This window comes from Butyricimonas sp. Marseille-P2440, assembly GCF_900091675.1.
GTDB lineage: Bacteria > Bacteroidota > Bacteroidia > Bacteroidales > Marinifilaceae > Butyricimonas > Butyricimonas synergistica.
The window spans coordinates 1028150-1045097 of record NZ_LT594609.1 but is presented as its reverse complement, the minus strand read 5'-3'; the positions used below and the strand labels follow the sequence as shown (position 1 = coordinate 1045097).

Genomic DNA, 16948 nt, shown 5'->3' with positions numbered 1-16948 from the left:
AATAGTCTACGACTACTCAGCATAATCACGTCTAACCACAAACTTCGTAGCGATGGGCAACTTTTGAGCTGCTAAACGCAATGCCTCTTTAGCGATTGCGTACGGTACTCCATCTGCTTCGAAAAGAATACGTCCCGGAGTAACCGGAGCAACGAATCCTTCTGGAGATCCCTTACCCTTACCCATACGAACCTCAGCGGGTTTTTTAGTAATAGGTTTATCTGGAAATATACGAATCCATATCTGGCCCTGTCTTTGCATGTAACGGGTTACCGCGACACGGGCTGCTTCAATCTGGCGTTGTTCGATCCACATGTTCTCCAACGCCTTGATCCCGAAAGACCCGAATGCAAGTTCATGTCCTCTCTGGGCATTCCCTCTCATTCTCCCTTTCTGCGATCTTCTGTATTTAGTCCTTTTTGGCTGTAACATAGCTCTTGATCTATTTAAAAGTTAAAAGACTATTTTTTTCTCTTTTTAAACCCGCCTTTTTTGCCGGCATTGTTCGGACGGTTGTTCTCCTTCGGAGCGCTTACCAGTGCATTCGGAACCAATTCACGTTTACCGTAAACCTCTCCTTTGCAAATCCAAACCTTAATACCCAGCTGACCGTAGGTAGTCAAAGCCTCGGCCTGAGCGTAGTCTATATCAGCACGGAACGTGTGCAACGGAATTCTACCTTCCTTGTAGATTTCGGCTCTCGCCATTTCCGCACCGTTCAAACGACCGGAGATCAAAATCTTGACACCTTCCGCTCCCATTCTCATGGTTGAAGCGATAGCCATCTTGATAGCCCGACGGTAAGCTACACGACCTTCCAACTGACGAGCTATATTATTGCCTACGATCACAGCATCCAATTCAGGACGCTTGATCTCGAAGATATTAATTTGAACTTCCTTATCAGTGATCTTCTTCAACTCCTCCTTCAACTTGTCAACTTCCTGTCCGCCTTTACCAATGATAATACCCGGACGAGCGGTGTTGATGGTGATGGTAATGAGCTTCAAAGTTCTCTCGATAACAATTTTAGCGATTCCGGCTTTAGCGAGACGGGCGTTCAGATACTTTCTGATCTTGTAATCTTCCACCAACTTATCGCCATAGTTCTTGCCGCCAAACCAGTTAGAATCCCATCCTCTGATGATTCCTAATCTATTGCTTATTGGATTAACTTTCTGTCCCATGTAACTATTCTTTTGTAATGTTTTCAACAGCTGTCTTGCTTCCCAGCACGATCGTCACGTGATTTGAACGTTTACGAATCCGGTGTGCCCTTCCTTGCGGGGCCGGTCTAAGTCTTTTCAACATACCTGCACCGTCAACGAAAATCTCTTGCACGAACAAAGCGGCTTCGTCAACACGCTTCCCTTCGTTCTTCTGTTCCCAGTTTGCAATCGCTGAAAGCAACAGCTTTTCAACTTTACGAGCAGCTTCTTTAGGACAAAACTTAAGCATATCCAAAGCTTTCTGTACATCTACTCCGCGAACCAAGTCTGCTACTAATCTCATTTTTTGAGGAGATGTAGGACAATCGCGAAGAATTGCAAAAGCCTTCTCTTTTTTGGCTTCTTTATTCTGATTTGCTCTTAATCTTTTTCTTGCACCCATTTTAATACATCTTCTTTAGTTCAACCTTACCATGCATTATTTTTTCTTCTTATCAGCATGGCCTCTGAATGTACGCGTCGGCGCAAATTCTCCCAGTTTATGACCTACCATATTTTCAGTCACGAATACGGGGATAAATTTATTACCGTTGTGCACAGCGATAGTGTGCCCTACGAAGTCCGGAGAAATCATGGAGTGACGAGCCCAGGTCTTAACAACCGATTTCTTATTGGACTCATTCATTACCAATACTTTTTTCTCTAGCTTGAAATCTATAAAAGGGCCTTTTTTTAACGAACGACTCATAACATCAATAATTAATCAGTTATTTTTTCCTTCTTTCTATGATATACTTGCTAGAGTGCTTCTTCGGAGCTCTAGTCTTGTATCCTTTAGCCAACAAGCCTTTTCTTGAACGAGGATGTCCTCCTGAAGCACGGCCTTCACCACCACCCATCGGGTGATCAACCGGGTTCATCACGACACCTCTCACGCGAGGTCTGCGACCTAACCAGCGCGTACGACCGGCTTTACCTGAACGTTCCAATGCATGGTCGGAGTTAGACACCGTACCAACAGTGGCGCGACAAGCAGCCAACACCATACGAACTTCACCGGAAGGTAATTTGATAGAAACGTATTTACCGTCTCTTGCTACTAACTGAGCGGAAGAACCGGCACTACGAGCCATCACGGCTCCTTGTTGCGGTCTTAACTCGATGTTATGAATGATTGTACCTAGTGGGATTTCAGATAAGAACAAAGAATTACCTACTTCAGGAGCAACACCTGCACCACTTATCACGGTTTGATCAACTTGCAAGCCGTCCGGTGCCACGATGTAACGTTTCTCTCCATCTGCATACACTAATAGAGCAATTCTCGCCGTACGATTGGGATCGTACTCGATTGTTGCAACACGAGCCGGAACATTGTCCTTGTCACGTTTAAAATCTATTATTCTGTATCTTTGTTTATGACCACCACCTATATATCTCATTGTCATTTTACCGGTGTTATTACGTCCACCAGTTTTACTCTTTGGTCCTAACAATGATTTCTCAGGTCTATCTGTAGTCACCTGATCAAAGGTAATCGCTACCTTATGTCTCTGACCAGGAGTTACAGGATTTAATTTTCTTACAGCCATCTTAATTAAATATTGCTAAAAAAATCAATACTATCACCTTCTGCTAAGGTCACAATTGCTTTCTTGAATGAAGCGGTTCTCCCGGAAATAACACCAGCTTTCGTGTAACGAGATTTAGCATCTCCTTGGTACACCATAGTGTTCACGTTCTTCACGGTCACGCTGTACATTGCTTCAACTGCTCTCTTAATCTCTAATTTATTCGCCGCTTTGCTCACAACGAATGCTACTCTGTTCTGCTTGTCAGTCAATGCTGTCATTTTCTCTGACAAAATGGGCTTAAAAATTACTTGCATGTCTTACTCTTCATTAAGATTGAACATTTCATTCAGGCCCTGCACTGAACTTTCAACGAACACGAGATTCTTAGCTCTCATGATATTGTAAGTTGCAAGATCGCAAACTCTCATCACATCCACGTATTGCAAGTTACGAGCGGATAACAAAACGTTCTCGTTTATCTCGCTATTCGTAACCAACAGGATGTTCCGATCTCCTAATTTCAGGTTATTCAACAGCTGAATCATCTGTTTTGTCTTCGGTGCCTCAAAGTTGAGATCCTCAACAATCGTTACCGCATTTTCGGCAACTTTTACAGATAATGCTGATTTACGGGCCAATCTTTTCAGCTTCTTGTTCAACTTGAAGCTATAATCTCTTGGTACGGGTCCAAACACTCTACCACCTCCTCTGAACAGAGGATTCTTGATACCACCAGCACGGGCTCCACCGGTTCCTTTTTGCTTTTTCAGCTTGCGGGTACTACCGGAAATCTCATTTCTTTGTTTTGACTTGTGGGTTCCTTGGCGGTTGTTCGCTAAAAACTGCTTTACATCAAGATAGATAGCGTGTTCGTTAGGCTGAATCCCGAAGATAGCGTCATTTAACTCTATCTTCCTGCCTGTTTCTTGTCCGGCAATGTTTAATACACTTAACTCCATTACTTCTCGATAATTACGTATGAACCTTTAGCTCCGGGGATAGAACCCTTCACCAATAACAAATTATTCTCAGGAATCACCTTCAACACCTCCAAGTTCTGAACCGTTATTCTATCACCACCTGTTTGTCCACCCATGCGCATTCCTTTGAATACACGTGACGGTGTAGAACAAGCACCGATAGATCCCGGCTTTCTCTGGCGGTTGTGCTGACCGTGAGTAGCCTCTCCAACTCCAGCAAACCCGTGACGTTTCACAACGCCCTGGAATCCTTTTCCTTTGCTGGTTCCGACAACATCAACGTATTCTGTTCCCTCGAACAGTTTCACGTCAATTACATCTCCTAACTTGTACTCGACATCATACCCAGAAAACTCGACAAGTTTTCTTTTTGGAGTTGTGCCTGCCTTTTTAAAGTGTCCACTTAGCGGCTTCGTTGTGTTTTTCTCTTTTTTGTCATCAAACCCCAACTGAAGTGCTGTGTAACCGTCCTTCTCTACAGTTTTTACCTGGGTTACAACACATGGACCGGCCTCAATCACAGTGCATGGAATACTTTTTCCCTCGGCACTGAATACGGAAGTCATTCCGACTTTTTTTCCAATTAAACCTGGCATCTCTTTTTTTTCTTTTTAAAAATAGGTTTTCAATCTCTCTAATAACGACATAGGTTTTCGCCGTTATCAAACTTTAATCTCTACTTCAACACCACTCGGCAACTCTAGTTTCATCAAAGCATCAATTGTACCTGCAGTTGAACTGTAGATATCAATCAATCTTTTGAACGTGCATACCAAGAATTGCTCGCGGCTCTTTTTGTTCACGAACGTAGAGCGGTTCACAGTAAAAATTCCCTTGTGAGTCGGAAGCGGAATCGGTCCGCTTACCACTGCACCGGTAGCCTTCACTGTCTTTACAATCTTCTCTGCAGACTTGTCAACCAAGTTGTGATCGTAAGATTTCAACTTAATTCTGATTTTTTGGCTCATGTTTTTAATTATGATTTATGATTTAAGATTTACGATTCAAGATAAACGAGAATCGTAAATCGACAATCTAAAATTCTTACAATAATTCTACTCTACCGTTATTTTTTTCGATAACTTCCTTGGCAATTCCCTTCGGAACCTCTGCATAATGAGAGAACTCCATTGAAGAACTTGCACGACCGGATGACAACGTTCTCAAAACGGTCACGTAACCGAACTGCTCTGCAAGCGGCACTTTAGCCTCTATCACGCGAGCTCCGGCTCTAGACTCCATTCCTTCAACTTGTCCCCGGCGACGGTTCAAGTCACCGATAATATCACCCATGTACTCTTCGGGAGTTACCACCTCGAGTTTCATGATCGGCTCCAACAACACCGGTTTTGCCTTTTGAGCAGCTTCCTTGTAACCGATCTTGGCAGCCATTTCGAAAGACAACGCATCAGAGTCAACCGGGTGGAACGAACCGTCAAGCAAAGTGATCTTCAAACTTACGAGTTCATAACCAGCCAACACACCATTCACCATGGCATCCTTGAATCCTTTCTCTACTGACGGGATAAATTCCTTCGGGATATTACCACCTTTCACCTCGTTCACGAAAGTCAAGCCATCTTTTCCGTCCTCGGCGGGTTCCATTCTGAAAATAATATCAGCGAACTTACCACGACCTCCGGTTTGTTTCTTGAACACGTGACGGTGTTCAACAGAACCGGTGATAGCCTCTTTGTAAGCCACTTGAGGTGCACCTTGGTTACATTCAACCTTGAACTCGCGTCTCAGACGGTCAAGGATAATATCCAAGTGAAGCTCACCCATACCGCTGATTACAGTCTGACCTGAATCCTCGTCAGTTTTCACGCGGAAGGTCGGGTCTTCTTCGGCCAATTTAGCCAAAGCCATACCTAACTTATCCGTATCCTTCTGGGTAAGCGGTTCAACAGCGATACCAATCACGGGTTCCGGGAAGGTCATACTTTCCAGTACGATCTGGTTTTCCTCTGAACACAAGGTATCTCCGGTACGAATATCTTTGAATCCAACGCAAGCGCAAATATCTCCGGCTTCGATTACATCTTTAGCCTGTTGCTTGTTCGAGTGCATTTGGAACAAACGAGAAATACGTTCTTTCTTTTCAGTTCGCGGGTTGTAAACGTATGAACCCGACTCAATTTTACCGGAGTAAACACGAGTGTAGCACAAACGTCCCACGAACGGGTCGGTCGCGATCTTGAATGCCAACGCGGAAAGCGGAGCTTCCGGGTCAATCTCGAAAGTCACAGCCTCCTCGGTACGCGGTCTTTTACCAGCAGCAGCCGGAATATCCAGCGGGTGAGGTAAATAAGCGACAACAGCGTCCAACAAATTCTGAACACCCTTGTTCTTGAATGAAGAACCGCACATCACCGGACAGAAGTCCATAGCGATAACTGCTTTACGAACCACGGCTTTCAACTCCTCAACAGTAATTGAATCCGGATCCTCGAAGAAACGTTCCATTAAAGCCTCGTCCTGGACAGCAGCAGCCTCAACCAACTTCTCTCTCCATTCTTGAGCCTCAGCCAACAAATTAGCCGGGATTTCTTTAATCGTAGCGGTTTTCTCACCATTCTCCCACACGTAAGCCTTCATCTCGATCAGATCGATCACTCCCTCGAAACTCTCTTCAGCGCCGATAGGCAACTGCAACGGAATCGGGTTAGCTTTCAATTTCTCGCGAATTTCACGCACTGCCTTGAAAAAGTCAGCACCTGAACGGTCCATTTTGTTCACGAAAGCGATTCTCGGAACCCCGTACTTGTTTGCCTGACGCCAAACGGTTTCCGATTGTGCTTCCACTCCACCCACGGCACAGAACAATGCCACAGCACCGTCCAATACACGCAAGGAACGCTCTACCTCAACCGTGAAGTCAACGTGTCCCGGGGTGTCGATAATATTAATTTTATATTGCTGATCCTGATAATTCCAGAAACACGTGGTAGCGGCAGAAGTAATGGTGATACCTCTCTCCTGCTCCTGCACCATCCAGTCCATGGTAGCCGTACCATCGTGAGTTTCACCAATCTTGTGGTTCACTCCAGTGAAATACAGGATACGCTCTGTCGTTGTGGTTTTTCCGGCATCGATGTGAGCCATGATACCGATATTTCTTGTAAAATGTAAATCTCTTTTTGCCATCTTCTTTCTATCCCTTCAATTAAAATCTGAAATGTGCAAAAGCTCTGTTGGCTTCAGCCATACGGTGAATATCCTCTTTCTTTTTGAAAGCCGCTCCTTCTTCCTTGTATGCAGCCATGATCTCAGCAGCTAGTTTCTCTGCCATGTTTCTACCGCTTCTTTTGCGAGAGAACAGAATCATATTTTTCACGGAGAGGGCTCTTTTTCTCGTCGGGTTGATTTCCGTCGGCACTTGGAATGTAGCCCCACCTACACGACGACTCTTTACCTCAACTTGCGGAGTGATATTCTCCAAAGCTTGTTTCCAGATTTCCAACGCTGGTTTTTCTTCTTTCTTAGCTAATTTTTCATCTACAATATCAATTGCATCGTAGAAGATTCTAAACGCGATAGACTTCTTTCCGTCTACCATCAAATCATTAACGAACCGAGTCACTAATACATCGCTAAACTTCGGGTCCGGTAACAGGATTCTTTTCTTTGGTTTACTCTTTCTCATCTCTTCTAGTTTACGAATTTGTTCGTTCGCTGCCCTTTCCGGTCTTCAACGGTCTCACGACCATTTACTCAACTTTTCGGGAACAACCCATAAACAACTCCTGTTAATCACTAACTTTTACTTTTTACCTTTTGCCGGAGCAGGTGCTGCGCCTTTTTTCGGTCTCTTGGCACCATACTTGGAACGACTCTGTAAACGACCGTTTACACCAGCTGCATCCAATGTACCACGAACCAAGTGGTAACGAACTCCCGGAAGGTCTTTCACACGACCACCTCTGATCAAAACGATAGAGTGCTCTTGCAAGTTGTGTCCTTCTCCCGGAATGTAGGCATTCACCTCTTTTCCGTTGGTTAATCTAACTCTGGCAACCTTTCTCATTGCTGAGTTCGGTTTCTTCGGGGTAGTCGTGTACACACGAACGCAAACCCCGCGTCTTTGTGGGCAAGCATCCAAAGCCGGAGCTTTACTCTTGTCCTGGATTTTTGTTCTTCCTTTTCTTACTAACTGTTGAATAGTTGGCATACAAGTACTTTTAAATTAGTTACTTTTATTCAATTTGGCTCGCGAATGTACTAACTTTATACATCACCACCAAACATTTCTATCTTTTTTTTCAAAAAAAGCACAAGACAGTGAGATGGTTAGGCGTACTTACAAACAAATAAACTTATATTTTCCTTTCCTCTTCTCATCACTCTCTTTTCAAAAACCTTCCCGAAGGTCTTTGAAAAGACTTTAAAAGGAGTTTAAAAGGACTTTGTACCCTAACTTCATCGGAATTACACCCTGTATTCACAAGAAATTCACCCTCGCCACCCTCCATCAACCCAATATCGCAGCAACTGCCTCTCTACTTGATCTCGAAAAATCTAAAATCAACAAGCCATCTGCCACCAGCTGTGACGCTCAAAAGTACGATCACTCCCGATAAACCTGTTTTCATTGAAAATTAATTTATACTTCATAAAATACTTATCTACAAACGCTTCAAATGCTTTTATCAAATCAGGAAATATCTTCAACTAGAAATTAATAAAGTAACTTTTGAATAACAACACACAAAAAGAAGCCCGATGTAACACCAGACTTCTTTTCAAAACTATCAATAATATACGATTCAGCTTTACGACACTTCACTTCTTCGAAACCTCATTTACACTGCAAATTAATAAAGTCCTATTTCAGCAAAGCTTGTATTATAAAAACCATAATAAGTAGCTGTATTTACTTGCAATCTTAGATAACGAGCATCTTTTCCACCTAATACAAATGGAATTAAAGTAATTTCTCCACTACTATTACCCACATTATTTTCTTCAATATACGTTGCATTCTCCCAATTTACCTGGTCTTTAGATACATTAATTTTGATGGTAGAAGGTGCAATCATAATTTGATTATCTCCACCAGGATAAATCCTTTGCACAAATCTCAAACCAGTTAAATGACGAATTTGACCAATATCTAGAATCATTTCATAAGTAGTATATGAATTCAACTGTAACGGCTGCCAAAATGTGTTGACATCTCCATCCGTCAAATGATTCACGTTTGAATTATAATCATCCTTATCCTCGGGATACACAGAAAACACATGATCTTTTAAATCAATATATAAAAGATCCGGTTCTACAGTTTCTCCTTTCTCTATGATGTAGGAGGCCTTTTTTAAAGCTTGATAATGTCTATTGTATCGTTCAACTACTAAACCATTGAGTTCGTTCAATGTTTGTAATACAAATTGAGAGAAAGTCAAGGCAGTCCAATTCATATTATCATACGAAGCCGTTTCATCATAAAGTTTACTTTGGCCGTAAACTTCATCATTTGCAGCATTCTCATCCAATAAATATCGATTTTTACCCAAAACCAGTTTCTTCAAATTCGGAAAATTTAAAAGATCTTCCAAGCTTCCGAAATTCCAATCCAATTCCAACTCTTCAACTTCATTGACCCAATCTTCCGGAATATCTTCATCAAATCCATATTGACGCTTCAATTCTTGCTTCATATCAGCTTCAAATAATATTTTATGCTCCAAGACATACGGCTCGAATTCGATTACATCGTTACATCCGGGCAGAGAACCTGTTCTATACAACACCACGGGTTTTGAAGTATCCACATCATCGGGAACAACAAATCTTGTGAAACCTGCCATAACCAACCAATCTCCAAATTCCACGGATCCTTCCTCCCCATCTGTTTTAGTGTATTTTAAAATGGCACTTTTAAGATTCACATCCCAACCTGAAAAAGCTAAAATCACTCTATTTTTCACGAAAAAATGCCGTGATATCAAACGTGTAAAAGCCATCACCTCTTCGTGATATTCTGTATAAGGACGAGCATAAACGGTATTAACGATTGACTTATTTCCATCTTTATCTAATCCAAATACGGATATTTCGTAATTACCGTCTTCTTCCAGATTGGTAATATCATATTCTGTCACGTTCCTCTCTAACAAACATTCATTCGTTTGATCATCTTTAGTCCAAACGACTTTTATATCCTGCACATTAGGGTCTACATTATTTGTCCATTTTACCGTTAAACGCTTCCACCCCGGAGTCACAGACAAATTTGTGCATTGACCAAGATAGCGAATTTCTCCATCTCCCGCATACTTTTTATAAGTATCTTCCAAGTCTTCGCTACAACCTAATATAGTCGTCAAAATAAGAAACAACACTATCGTATATTTATTTCTTTCCATAGCTTCTAATTTAGTCGGTATAAATTTCCAATTCTTGCATAGCAACATATTCTAACCCATTTCGTTGATTAATATTTGCCGGATTCCACGGTAAATCAAATACATCATCAATTACTATTTTCAAATACCGATATCCCACTCCCTGCTCTGCATCAAAATCTATTGATAAATAAGCCGGATCACACTCTTCCATAGCAGCTTTATTAGCAAGACGGACGTAATTGTACATACCACCAGCCGCATTTCTACTCCAACGCAAAGATTGTGCTAACTTCGGAGATTCTTCAAAATCACCAATTTTCTCCCATGCTTTATTTTCCATATTATCATTACCATCATCCCTACACCCGTAAACGGTCACTTTACATGGCAGCATATTCTCGTAATATCCATACCAAATACCTGCGGTTTCTGCATTAGAATACACGGGAGCGGAAAAATCAGGTCCTTTACCACTCATATATCCAAGCATACAATATATTCTTAATTGAGCGGTCAATCTATTCTTTTTCATGTCAACGTACATTGGATGAGCGTTTTCACCTGCGGCATTGGGACCTGCCAAAAACGAATAAAAATGGGTACGGTCAGGCTCATCTTCATCCCACCAAGTCGTTCCTTTCGTGTCTCCGTCAAATAAATATTGCAAACCGACTTTATCTTTTTCGCTGGTTATAATATTATCACAAATAAATTCAAACTCTGAAGCATCCAACTTGGACGTAGTGATTGCATCTATATTTTCCCAAATACGCTCTTTTACCATATGACCTCGAAAATCTTCTGCACGAATGACTATATCATATTGCCCAGACTCTTGTTTGGGTTGGTAAACGATAAAATCTTCACCTTCATCCAAATTAAAACTACTAATCAAAATAGTATCCGGTTCATTCGTACGAGGATTGATTCCTAAATAAAACACGTGAGCCATCCCCTTTGTATCTTCCGGATTACGATATGCAACAGTAAATCCATTCCAACCGGATTTTACCTCTACATTATTAATAAACGCTATGGGGCCAGAATCTTTTGTCCCAAACATAATATTAATAGGATTGGATTCCACGCCATCTCGCCTACATAAGGTCACAACCGCAGGAATATTACTTTGTGCTTCATTGAAACCAATTAACACAATAGAATCACATATACTGCTAGCCGTACGAAGTATGTCACTTCCGAAGGCATCCTTGTAACGTACACAAATTCCCATTACGTCCGGATTAGCAGGAAGATTATAATGCATAATTGCACCTCCCGCTATCGATTTAAATGAAAATGCATCTTCCGAAATATCCGTTAAAAACGTTGATTCTTCGGAATCAGAACAAGCAGCAACAAATATGGCTACTAATAGCGCATAAATAATCTTTTTCATTTTGATCTCAATAATTACCATCCTAAATTCTGTTTACATTCTGACATCAACACTTCTTCACTCTGAATCGGGAAAAAATAATCCCGAGGAACATTAAACTTGCGTTTTGACCAAACAACTATCGGTCCCTCAAAATTATGGTAAAATGTTTCAGCGGTTGAACCTAATACATTCCATCCATACTGCGGCGTATTCAATTCTTCCGGAGCCGTCATCCAACGACGCAAATTCCAAAAACGGCGCCCTTCAAAAGCAAACTCTATATTCCATTCTTGTCGAATAATTTCTCGCATTCCTGATTTCGTGTTTACTTTATCTGGATTACGCGCATAATTTTTCCATGCTTCTTGAACATCTAAAATTCCTGCACGTTCTCTTATTTTATTCAATGGATCATATACCCGGTTATCTGGAGCATCCAGATATTCATTCCAAGCTTCAGAAGAAGCCAGATAGAGATCAGGAAGACGGAAGATAACTCCTCCCTTTTCTGTATTATCCCGACTAGTATAATAATAGAATGTAATATTTGATCGGAGATATTTTTTTATCCAATAACCGCTTAAATTTTGTGGGGTATTATTATCAATACGGGTAATTTTCGTACCATACAATTCCCCCTGATAAGCACGCACTTCTTGAGCCATGTATTTTTGTTCCTGACCACTTTTTTGCATTCTGTACCAAAGCGTACGATCGGCAGCAATATTTGCATAGAAACGAGGTTCCCGACGACGATGTAGACCAAGTATTTCAGTATTCAGGTTCAAAACATTTGCATATTTTTCATCAGATTCTCTACCCATTGAATACTTCGACACAACCCACTGTTTATCTTCATTAATTGGAACTCCATGTTCGGTATAAAACATTTCAACCATCTTCATACTTGCCCCCAAACAACCGGCAGAAGAAGGATCATGGCAATCTGCCCCTTCTCCTTCACCCGCAAAGAATGGAAGAATATACCCGTTCGGAACTCCAGCCGTATTACGTACATAAAAAATGGCCTCTGAATTTTTATAATCTGGTGCAATAGCTGCATCCTCAATATCCTTCATGATGTTTAGCAATTTAGTCGGACGATCTGAATTCCCGGTAACTAAAATCTTACCCGCATCCTCGCAAATCTTGATCGCTTCATCGGCTGCCTCTGCGGCTTTTCTCCATTTTTCTTTGTCATAATCAGGGAACAAACGTTCTCCATTTTTATTCAAAAAATCCGAAAACATGTCATTACCATTAAACAAAGGTGATGCTGCGTAAAGAAGAGTCATAGCTTTCAACGTTGCAGCGGACTCCTTGCTGTGATAAGTAATACGTGTCGATGGTTTATCCTTTAAATAAGGCAAATCCTCTATTGCCTCGTCACAAAGTTCCACAATGGCATTTACGACCTCGTCAATAGGTCTACGAGGTTGCTTCATTTCATCGATACTTACATTCGGATCTATATTCTCCGGAACCAAAATAATCGGACCATAACGGCGCATCAGTTCAAAATAGAAATGCGCTTTTAGAGCTTTTAACTCTGCTGTCCACAATTTCTTTTCTGAATCCTCCATATTATAGACACCACCAATCTTTTCAAAAAAGATATTGATGTAACGAATCGCTCCATACGCTTCATTTTTATGCCACATGACTCCGTACGGAGATTGGGCCATCTGTAAACCATCCCCAATAAATAATCCTCCGGGACCAACTTTTTGTCTACAATATTCCCCCGCAACAATTTCGTCCGCTCCAAGAAAAGCCGGATTATTCAAAAATTCTGCGATATGCGGCGTAAGCATAATATAACATGAACGGAACCAATGATAAGCATCTTCCTTTTTTTCAAAAATTGTTTCGATCGTCGTTATATCATTCTCTGGCACAACATCCAAATAGTCTCCACACCCCGGAAGAGAAACGGATAGGCTCAGTAATAAAATATACACTAGATTTTTCATCACTATCTCTATTAGAAATTAACATTCAATGCAACCGAGTAAGTTTTTTGAATTGGATAATTAAATCCATTCTCACCTAACTCCACATCCCATAATTTGAAATTCGTAATACAAAACGGATTATTACAACTCAATGTAAATTTGACATTTTTCAATCTCATCGCTTGAACCCATTTTTTAGGCAAATTATAGGCTAATGATAACGAAGTACACCGCAAAAATGTACATTCACGCATAAAATAAGTGCTCTTACGCACTTCTGCTCCACTATACCAATTCTCTTGAGGATTATGCTGGGCAATACCATACGTGGATAAACGAGGCCAGAAAGGTTGCCGGGCTTGATTATCTTCCGACCAATGGTCCTTATAAATCTCGGTCAACATCGCATGGTCATTTACAAAAGGAGAAATGCTTACAGGATTTATGAAAAAAGTTCTCTTCCCCGAACCTTGAAAAGCGAAATTTAATTCAAAATTCTTGTAATTTATAAAACCATTAAATCCATAAACAAAACGCGGCGTCTCCGGATAACCGATATAAGTTGCATCTTCCACGCTAATGACTCCATCATTGTTGATATCTCTATATTTTATATCACCGGGCAAAACATCACCATCTTGTCTTGGAGAATTATCAATTTCAGCTTGGTCTCGGAATAGTCCTTCTGCAATATACCCGATAGCCTGACTTATCTCATGACCGACATTACGCTGCCACTCGGGTTTACCATCAGCTTCTTCTATTTGCTTATATACCACTTTATTGTATGTAAACGTACTATTCAAAATAAACCAAAAATCATTACTAAATGAATGCTGGAGTTTTAATGATAGATCAGTTCCCCGTGAACGTGTTTTACCTATATTATCCAACGGATTGGCCTCTATACCCATATTGGCTGGAATTACAATACGATTTGAAATAATATTATGCCGTATTTCTTGATACAAATCGGCTTGCAATTCTACAATTCCTTTAAATAATTTCATTTCCAAGCCCAAATTAACCTGCTCCGCAATTTCCCATTGGATATCATCATTCCCGTAATTTGACACATATATTCGATTTATTCTTTCGGCATAATAAGCTTCTGGGTCTTGCCGATACGTCGCGACAGAGCCAATTTCAGGAATATAAACATACCTTGGGGTACTAATAATACCATCATTTCCCACCTTACCATACGAAAGTCTCATCTTTAAGAAAGGAATATATTTCAATGCATTTTCCATCCAAGGTTCACTGGAAATAACCCAAGCTCCACCCACGGCAGGGAAAAATCCCATGCGATTATGTTTGGCAAAACGTTCAGAACCATTATAGCCGAAACTTCCTTCAAGAAAATAGCGATCTTTGAATCCGTAACTTCCACGCATAGAAAATGTTAAATTCCGTTGTGGCATTCCATTCAAAACACTTGAAACCGGAGTGAAAGTACGCTCATACATTTGAAAAACTCCCGTAAGTGATGTCTGATGCTCCCCCCAAGCAGCCGTGTGCAATAAACGTCCCTCGTAAGTAACTCGTGTATCGGAAGTGTGTGATTCTGATCCAGCTTGCAATGTTCTAGTTGCAAAAGTATTGTTAACTTCGGCCAATTGGTGCTCGCCGGTTTCATCGTCATAATTAAGCAAACGATATTTATAGGGCGTTGTAGTGAACGGCGTAGAATAATAATTCGTTGTCACCAAAGAAACACTGGCTCGCAATTCTAAACCCTTTATCAAAGATGATAAATTTTGTATGTATTCTGCCCTATTTATAGTTGAAAGACGAGTCGTTTCCGTATATCCCCTTTGTAAAAGCATATAAGGATTAGTTTGCTCTGAAGCAGTTGTTCCAAAACGAAGATGAGGCCACCCGTAAGTTGCATCGCCAGGATAAGTAGGAGCAAAATCCGCAGGAGAAGCATTGAAAGCATATTGATAAGCAGCAACTTGACTATCAATAGGTCCATGATATTTATCCAACGTTGCAGACGAATTAATTAATAATTTAATACCCGCATTCAAATTGATATTCAAATTGGTTCGATAAGAAACTTGATTATTCGTGATATTACAATCAAATTCATTTAATCTATCCGTCTTCAACATCCCTTCATCTCTATTATAACCGATAGAAGCGTAATATTGTATAACTTTAGAACCTCCACGAAGATTAATTCCCACCCGATGGTTTATTGTTCTATTTTTAAATAAAATATTATACCAATCATTAGCAGGGTAAACCCATGACGGATATTTACCGGAAGCCGTACGATTAATATGTTCCACGCTATATTTGGGAGTAACCGATTCTGAACGAGCCAATAATGCTTGGTTATACTGTTTCATATAAGTAACAGGATCCACTACATCAATCTCTTTGGTCGGTTGAGAAACTACCATCTCATAACGGGTAGTAGTATACACACTTCCCTCTTCTCCTTTTTTCGTCGTAACAAGGATGACACCATTGGCTCCTCTAGCCCCATACATCGCTGTAGCAGATGCATCCTTTAGCACACTAAAACTTTCAATATCTTCGGGTGCAATACGTGCAAGGTCTAATTTTGAACTTTCTACTCCATCCAACAAGATTAATGGATCTGAGTTTGCATTACTCTGGAATGAAGTAATACCACGTATGTAAAACTTAGTATTCATCTCTTCCTCTGTTAAAGCGATAGGCAATCCACTTTGCTTCCAACCGATAACTCCAGCGATTTTTCCCACGAAAGCAGACGTAAGATCGTTACTAGAGGATTTTAAGTCCATCGCTTTTACCGTAGTGATAGAACCAACCACACTCTCTTTCTTTTGCTCACCGAATGCAACAACGGTCACCTCCTCAAGATTCTCCTCGGTGGGATTCAATTTGATATTGATCTTTGTTTTTCCTTTAACCTCCACAACCTCAGGCTTATAACCAATAAAAGACACCCGCAAGATATCATCAGGTTTCGTGGCAATTGAATAGCGTCCCTCTGCATCAGAGGCAACCCCCTGCGTCGTTCCCACGATTACGATTGTCGCCCCAGGAATCGAATTTCCTTTCTCGTCCACGATACGACCGCTGACTTTAAGCAAATTCACTTCCGGCTCCGCCTTCTGTTTTTTTACAACAACTGTCTGCCCCGTAATACTATACGTCAAGCCTTTGCCTTGCAACAATGAATCCATAGCCGTACGTAACGAAACCTCTTTCAGTGAAAGCGATACATCCTTCATGTGTTCCACATCTTGTGCGTTAAACACGAACTCGTATCCCGTCTGCTGTCGCAAACTCTCGATCACTTTCGCGAATGTCACGTGCTTCAGGTCAATGCTGACTTTGGGCGCAGATTGCCCCCATACACGGGTATTAGCACTGAATAAAAACCCGCTGACTAGAAAAATCGTTTGCAAAAGCAAAATAAATTTCCTGTTTGGGCTTGTCCCAAACCATTTTCGTCGATTTTTTTGCATAACTTTGTACTTGAATTTATTTAATGAATAATTCAGCCTTAAAAGCGAGAGATGTGCGCGCATCTTTTG

16 protein-coding genes are annotated in these 16948 nt (G+C 41.0%); all 16 read right to left on the bottom strand.

Features of this window, described 5'->3' with window-relative positions:
* Positions 1 to 12: 12 nt before the first annotated feature.
* Positions 13 to 432: a 50S ribosomal protein L16 gene (gene rplP / locus BN8899_RS09955; protein WP_018337679.1), complete on the bottom strand. Its 420-nt coding sequence runs from the start codon at positions 430 to 432 to the stop codon at positions 13 to 15.
* Positions 433 to 461: 29 nt separating this feature from the next.
* The gene (gene rpsC / locus BN8899_RS09950; RefSeq protein WP_018337680.1) at positions 462 to 1187 is read right to left on the bottom strand and encodes a 30S ribosomal protein S3; all 726 of its coding nucleotides are present in this window, start codon (positions 1185 to 1187) and stop codon (positions 462 to 464) included.
* A 4-nt stretch (positions 1188 to 1191) separates the two neighbouring features.
* Positions 1192 to 1611 carry a 50S ribosomal protein L22 gene (rplV, locus tag BN8899_RS09945; protein WP_018337681.1) on the bottom strand — a complete coding sequence of 140 codons (420 nt, stop codon included), beginning with the start codon at positions 1609 to 1611 and terminating at the stop codon, positions 1192 to 1194.
* A gap of 36 nt (positions 1612 to 1647) precedes the next feature.
* A complete protein-coding gene (gene rpsS, locus BN8899_RS09940) occupies positions 1648 to 1917 on the bottom strand; it encodes a 30S ribosomal protein S19 (protein WP_018337682.1) in 270 nt (89 codons plus the stop codon).
* 19 nt (positions 1918 to 1936) lie between these two features.
* Positions 1937 to 2761: a 50S ribosomal protein L2 gene (gene rplB, locus BN8899_RS09935; protein WP_018337683.1), complete on the bottom strand. Its 825-nt coding sequence runs from the start codon at positions 2759 to 2761 to the stop codon at positions 1937 to 1939.
* Positions 2762 to 2766: 5 nt separating this feature from the next.
* Complete coding sequence (rplW, locus tag BN8899_RS09930) at positions 2767 to 3057, bottom strand: 50S ribosomal protein L23 (RefSeq protein ID WP_018337684.1); 291 nt, start codon at positions 3055 to 3057, stop codon at positions 2767 to 2769.
* 3 nt (positions 3058 to 3060) lie between these two features.
* Entirely contained in the window at positions 3061 to 3702 is a 642-nt protein-coding gene (gene rplD, locus BN8899_RS09925) for a 50S ribosomal protein L4 (protein WP_018337685.1), read from the bottom strand.
* On the bottom strand, positions 3702 to 4319 hold the full coding sequence (gene rplC, locus BN8899_RS09920; RefSeq protein WP_026207494.1) for a 50S ribosomal protein L3: 618 nt from the start codon (positions 4317 to 4319) through the stop codon (positions 3702 to 3704). The genes rplD and rplC overlap by 1 nt, the downstream gene beginning before the upstream one ends.
* A gap of 66 nt (positions 4320 to 4385) precedes the next feature.
* Positions 4386 to 4691: a 30S ribosomal protein S10 gene (gene rpsJ / locus BN8899_RS09915; protein WP_009137840.1), complete on the bottom strand. Its 306-nt coding sequence runs from the start codon at positions 4689 to 4691 to the stop codon at positions 4386 to 4388.
* 76 nt (positions 4692 to 4767) lie between these two features.
* Positions 4768 to 6870: an elongation factor G gene (gene fusA, locus BN8899_RS09910; protein WP_026207495.1), complete on the bottom strand. Its 2103-nt coding sequence runs from the start codon at positions 6868 to 6870 to the stop codon at positions 4768 to 4770.
* 19 nt (positions 6871 to 6889) lie between these two features.
* Positions 6890 to 7369, bottom strand: a complete 480-nt coding sequence (gene rpsG, locus BN8899_RS09905; protein ID WP_018337688.1) for a 30S ribosomal protein S7 — start codon at positions 7367 to 7369, stop codon at positions 6890 to 6892.
* 117 nt (positions 7370 to 7486) lie between these two features.
* On the bottom strand, positions 7487 to 7894 hold the full coding sequence (gene rpsL / locus BN8899_RS09900) for a 30S ribosomal protein S12 (protein ID WP_018337689.1): 408 nt from the start codon (positions 7892 to 7894) through the stop codon (positions 7487 to 7489).
* 643 nt (positions 7895 to 8537) lie between these two features.
* The gene (locus BN8899_RS09895) at positions 8538 to 10091 is read right to left on the bottom strand and encodes a DUF4998 domain-containing protein (protein WP_187376841.1); all 1554 of its coding nucleotides are present in this window, start codon (positions 10089 to 10091) and stop codon (positions 8538 to 8540) included.
* A gap of 10 nt (positions 10092 to 10101) precedes the next feature.
* Complete coding sequence (locus BN8899_RS09890) at positions 10102 to 11493, bottom strand: DUF4959 domain-containing protein (RefSeq protein ID WP_065219280.1); 1392 nt, start codon at positions 11491 to 11493, stop codon at positions 10102 to 10104.
* Positions 11487 to 13427 (bottom strand): RagB/SusD family nutrient uptake outer membrane protein, encoded by a 1941-nt coding sequence (locus tag BN8899_RS09885; protein WP_065219279.1) that lies wholly within the window; start codon positions 13425 to 13427, stop codon positions 11487 to 11489. Before BN8899_RS09885 ends, BN8899_RS09890 begins: the two co-directional genes overlap by 7 nt.
* Before the next feature lie 11 nt (positions 13428 to 13438).
* On the bottom strand, positions 13439 to 16942 hold the full coding sequence (locus BN8899_RS09880; protein WP_065219278.1) for a TonB-dependent receptor: 3504 nt from the start codon (positions 16940 to 16942) through the stop codon (positions 13439 to 13441).
* Positions 16943 to 16948: the final 6 nt, after the last annotated feature.

What these genes read in the sequence shown, in the direction of transcription:
- rplP (WP_018337679.1), bottom strand. Translation starts at nt 432, where the DNA reads ATGTTACAGCCAAAAAGGACTAAATACAGAAGATCGCAGAAAGGGAGA.
- rpsC (WP_018337680.1), bottom strand. Translation starts at nt 1,187, where the DNA reads ATGGGACAGAAAGTTAATCCAATAAGCAATAGATTAGGAATCATCAGA.
- rplV (WP_018337681.1), bottom strand. Translation starts at nt 1,611, where the DNA reads ATGGGTGCAAGAAAAAGATTAAGAGCAAATCAGAATAAAGAAGCCAAA.
- rpsS (WP_018337682.1), bottom strand. Translation starts at nt 1,917, where the DNA reads ATGAGTCGTTCGTTAAAAAAAGGCCCTTTTATAGATTTCAAGCTAGAG.
- rplB (WP_018337683.1), bottom strand. Translation starts at nt 2,761, where the DNA reads ATGGCTGTAAGAAAATTAAATCCTGTAACTCCTGGTCAGAGACATAAG.
- rplW (WP_018337684.1), bottom strand. Translation starts at nt 3,057, where the DNA reads ATGCAAGTAATTTTTAAGCCCATTTTGTCAGAGAAAATGACAGCATTG.
- rplD (WP_018337685.1), bottom strand. Translation starts at nt 3,702, where the DNA reads ATGGAGTTAAGTGTATTAAACATTGCCGGACAAGAAACAGGCAGGAAG.
- rplC (WP_026207494.1), bottom strand. Translation starts at nt 4,319, where the DNA reads ATGCCAGGTTTAATTGGAAAAAAAGTCGGAATGACTTCCGTATTCAGT.
- rpsJ (WP_009137840.1), bottom strand. Translation starts at nt 4,691, where the DNA reads ATGAGCCAAAAAATCAGAATTAAGTTGAAATCTTACGATCACAACTTG.
- fusA (WP_026207495.1), bottom strand. Translation starts at nt 6,870, where the DNA reads ATGGCAAAAAGAGATTTACATTTTACAAGAAATATCGGTATCATGGCT.
- rpsG (WP_018337688.1), bottom strand. Translation starts at nt 7,369, where the DNA reads ATGAGAAAGAGTAAACCAAAGAAAAGAATCCTGTTACCGGACCCGAAG.
- rpsL (WP_018337689.1), bottom strand. Translation starts at nt 7,894, where the DNA reads ATGCCAACTATTCAACAGTTAGTAAGAAAAGGAAGAACAAAAATCCAG.
- BN8899_RS09895 (WP_187376841.1), bottom strand. Translation starts at nt 10,091, where the DNA reads ATGGAAAGAAATAAATATACGATAGTGTTGTTTCTTATTTTGACGACT.
- BN8899_RS09890 (WP_065219280.1), bottom strand. Translation starts at nt 11,493, where the DNA reads ATGGTAATTATTGAGATCAAAATGAAAAAGATTATTTATGCGCTATTA.
- BN8899_RS09885 (WP_065219279.1), bottom strand. Translation starts at nt 13,427, where the DNA reads ATGAAAAATCTAGTGTATATTTTATTACTGAGCCTATCCGTTTCTCTT.
- BN8899_RS09880 (WP_065219278.1), bottom strand. Translation starts at nt 16,942, where the DNA reads ATGCGCGCACATCTCTCGCTTTTAAGGCTGAATTATTCATTAAATAAA.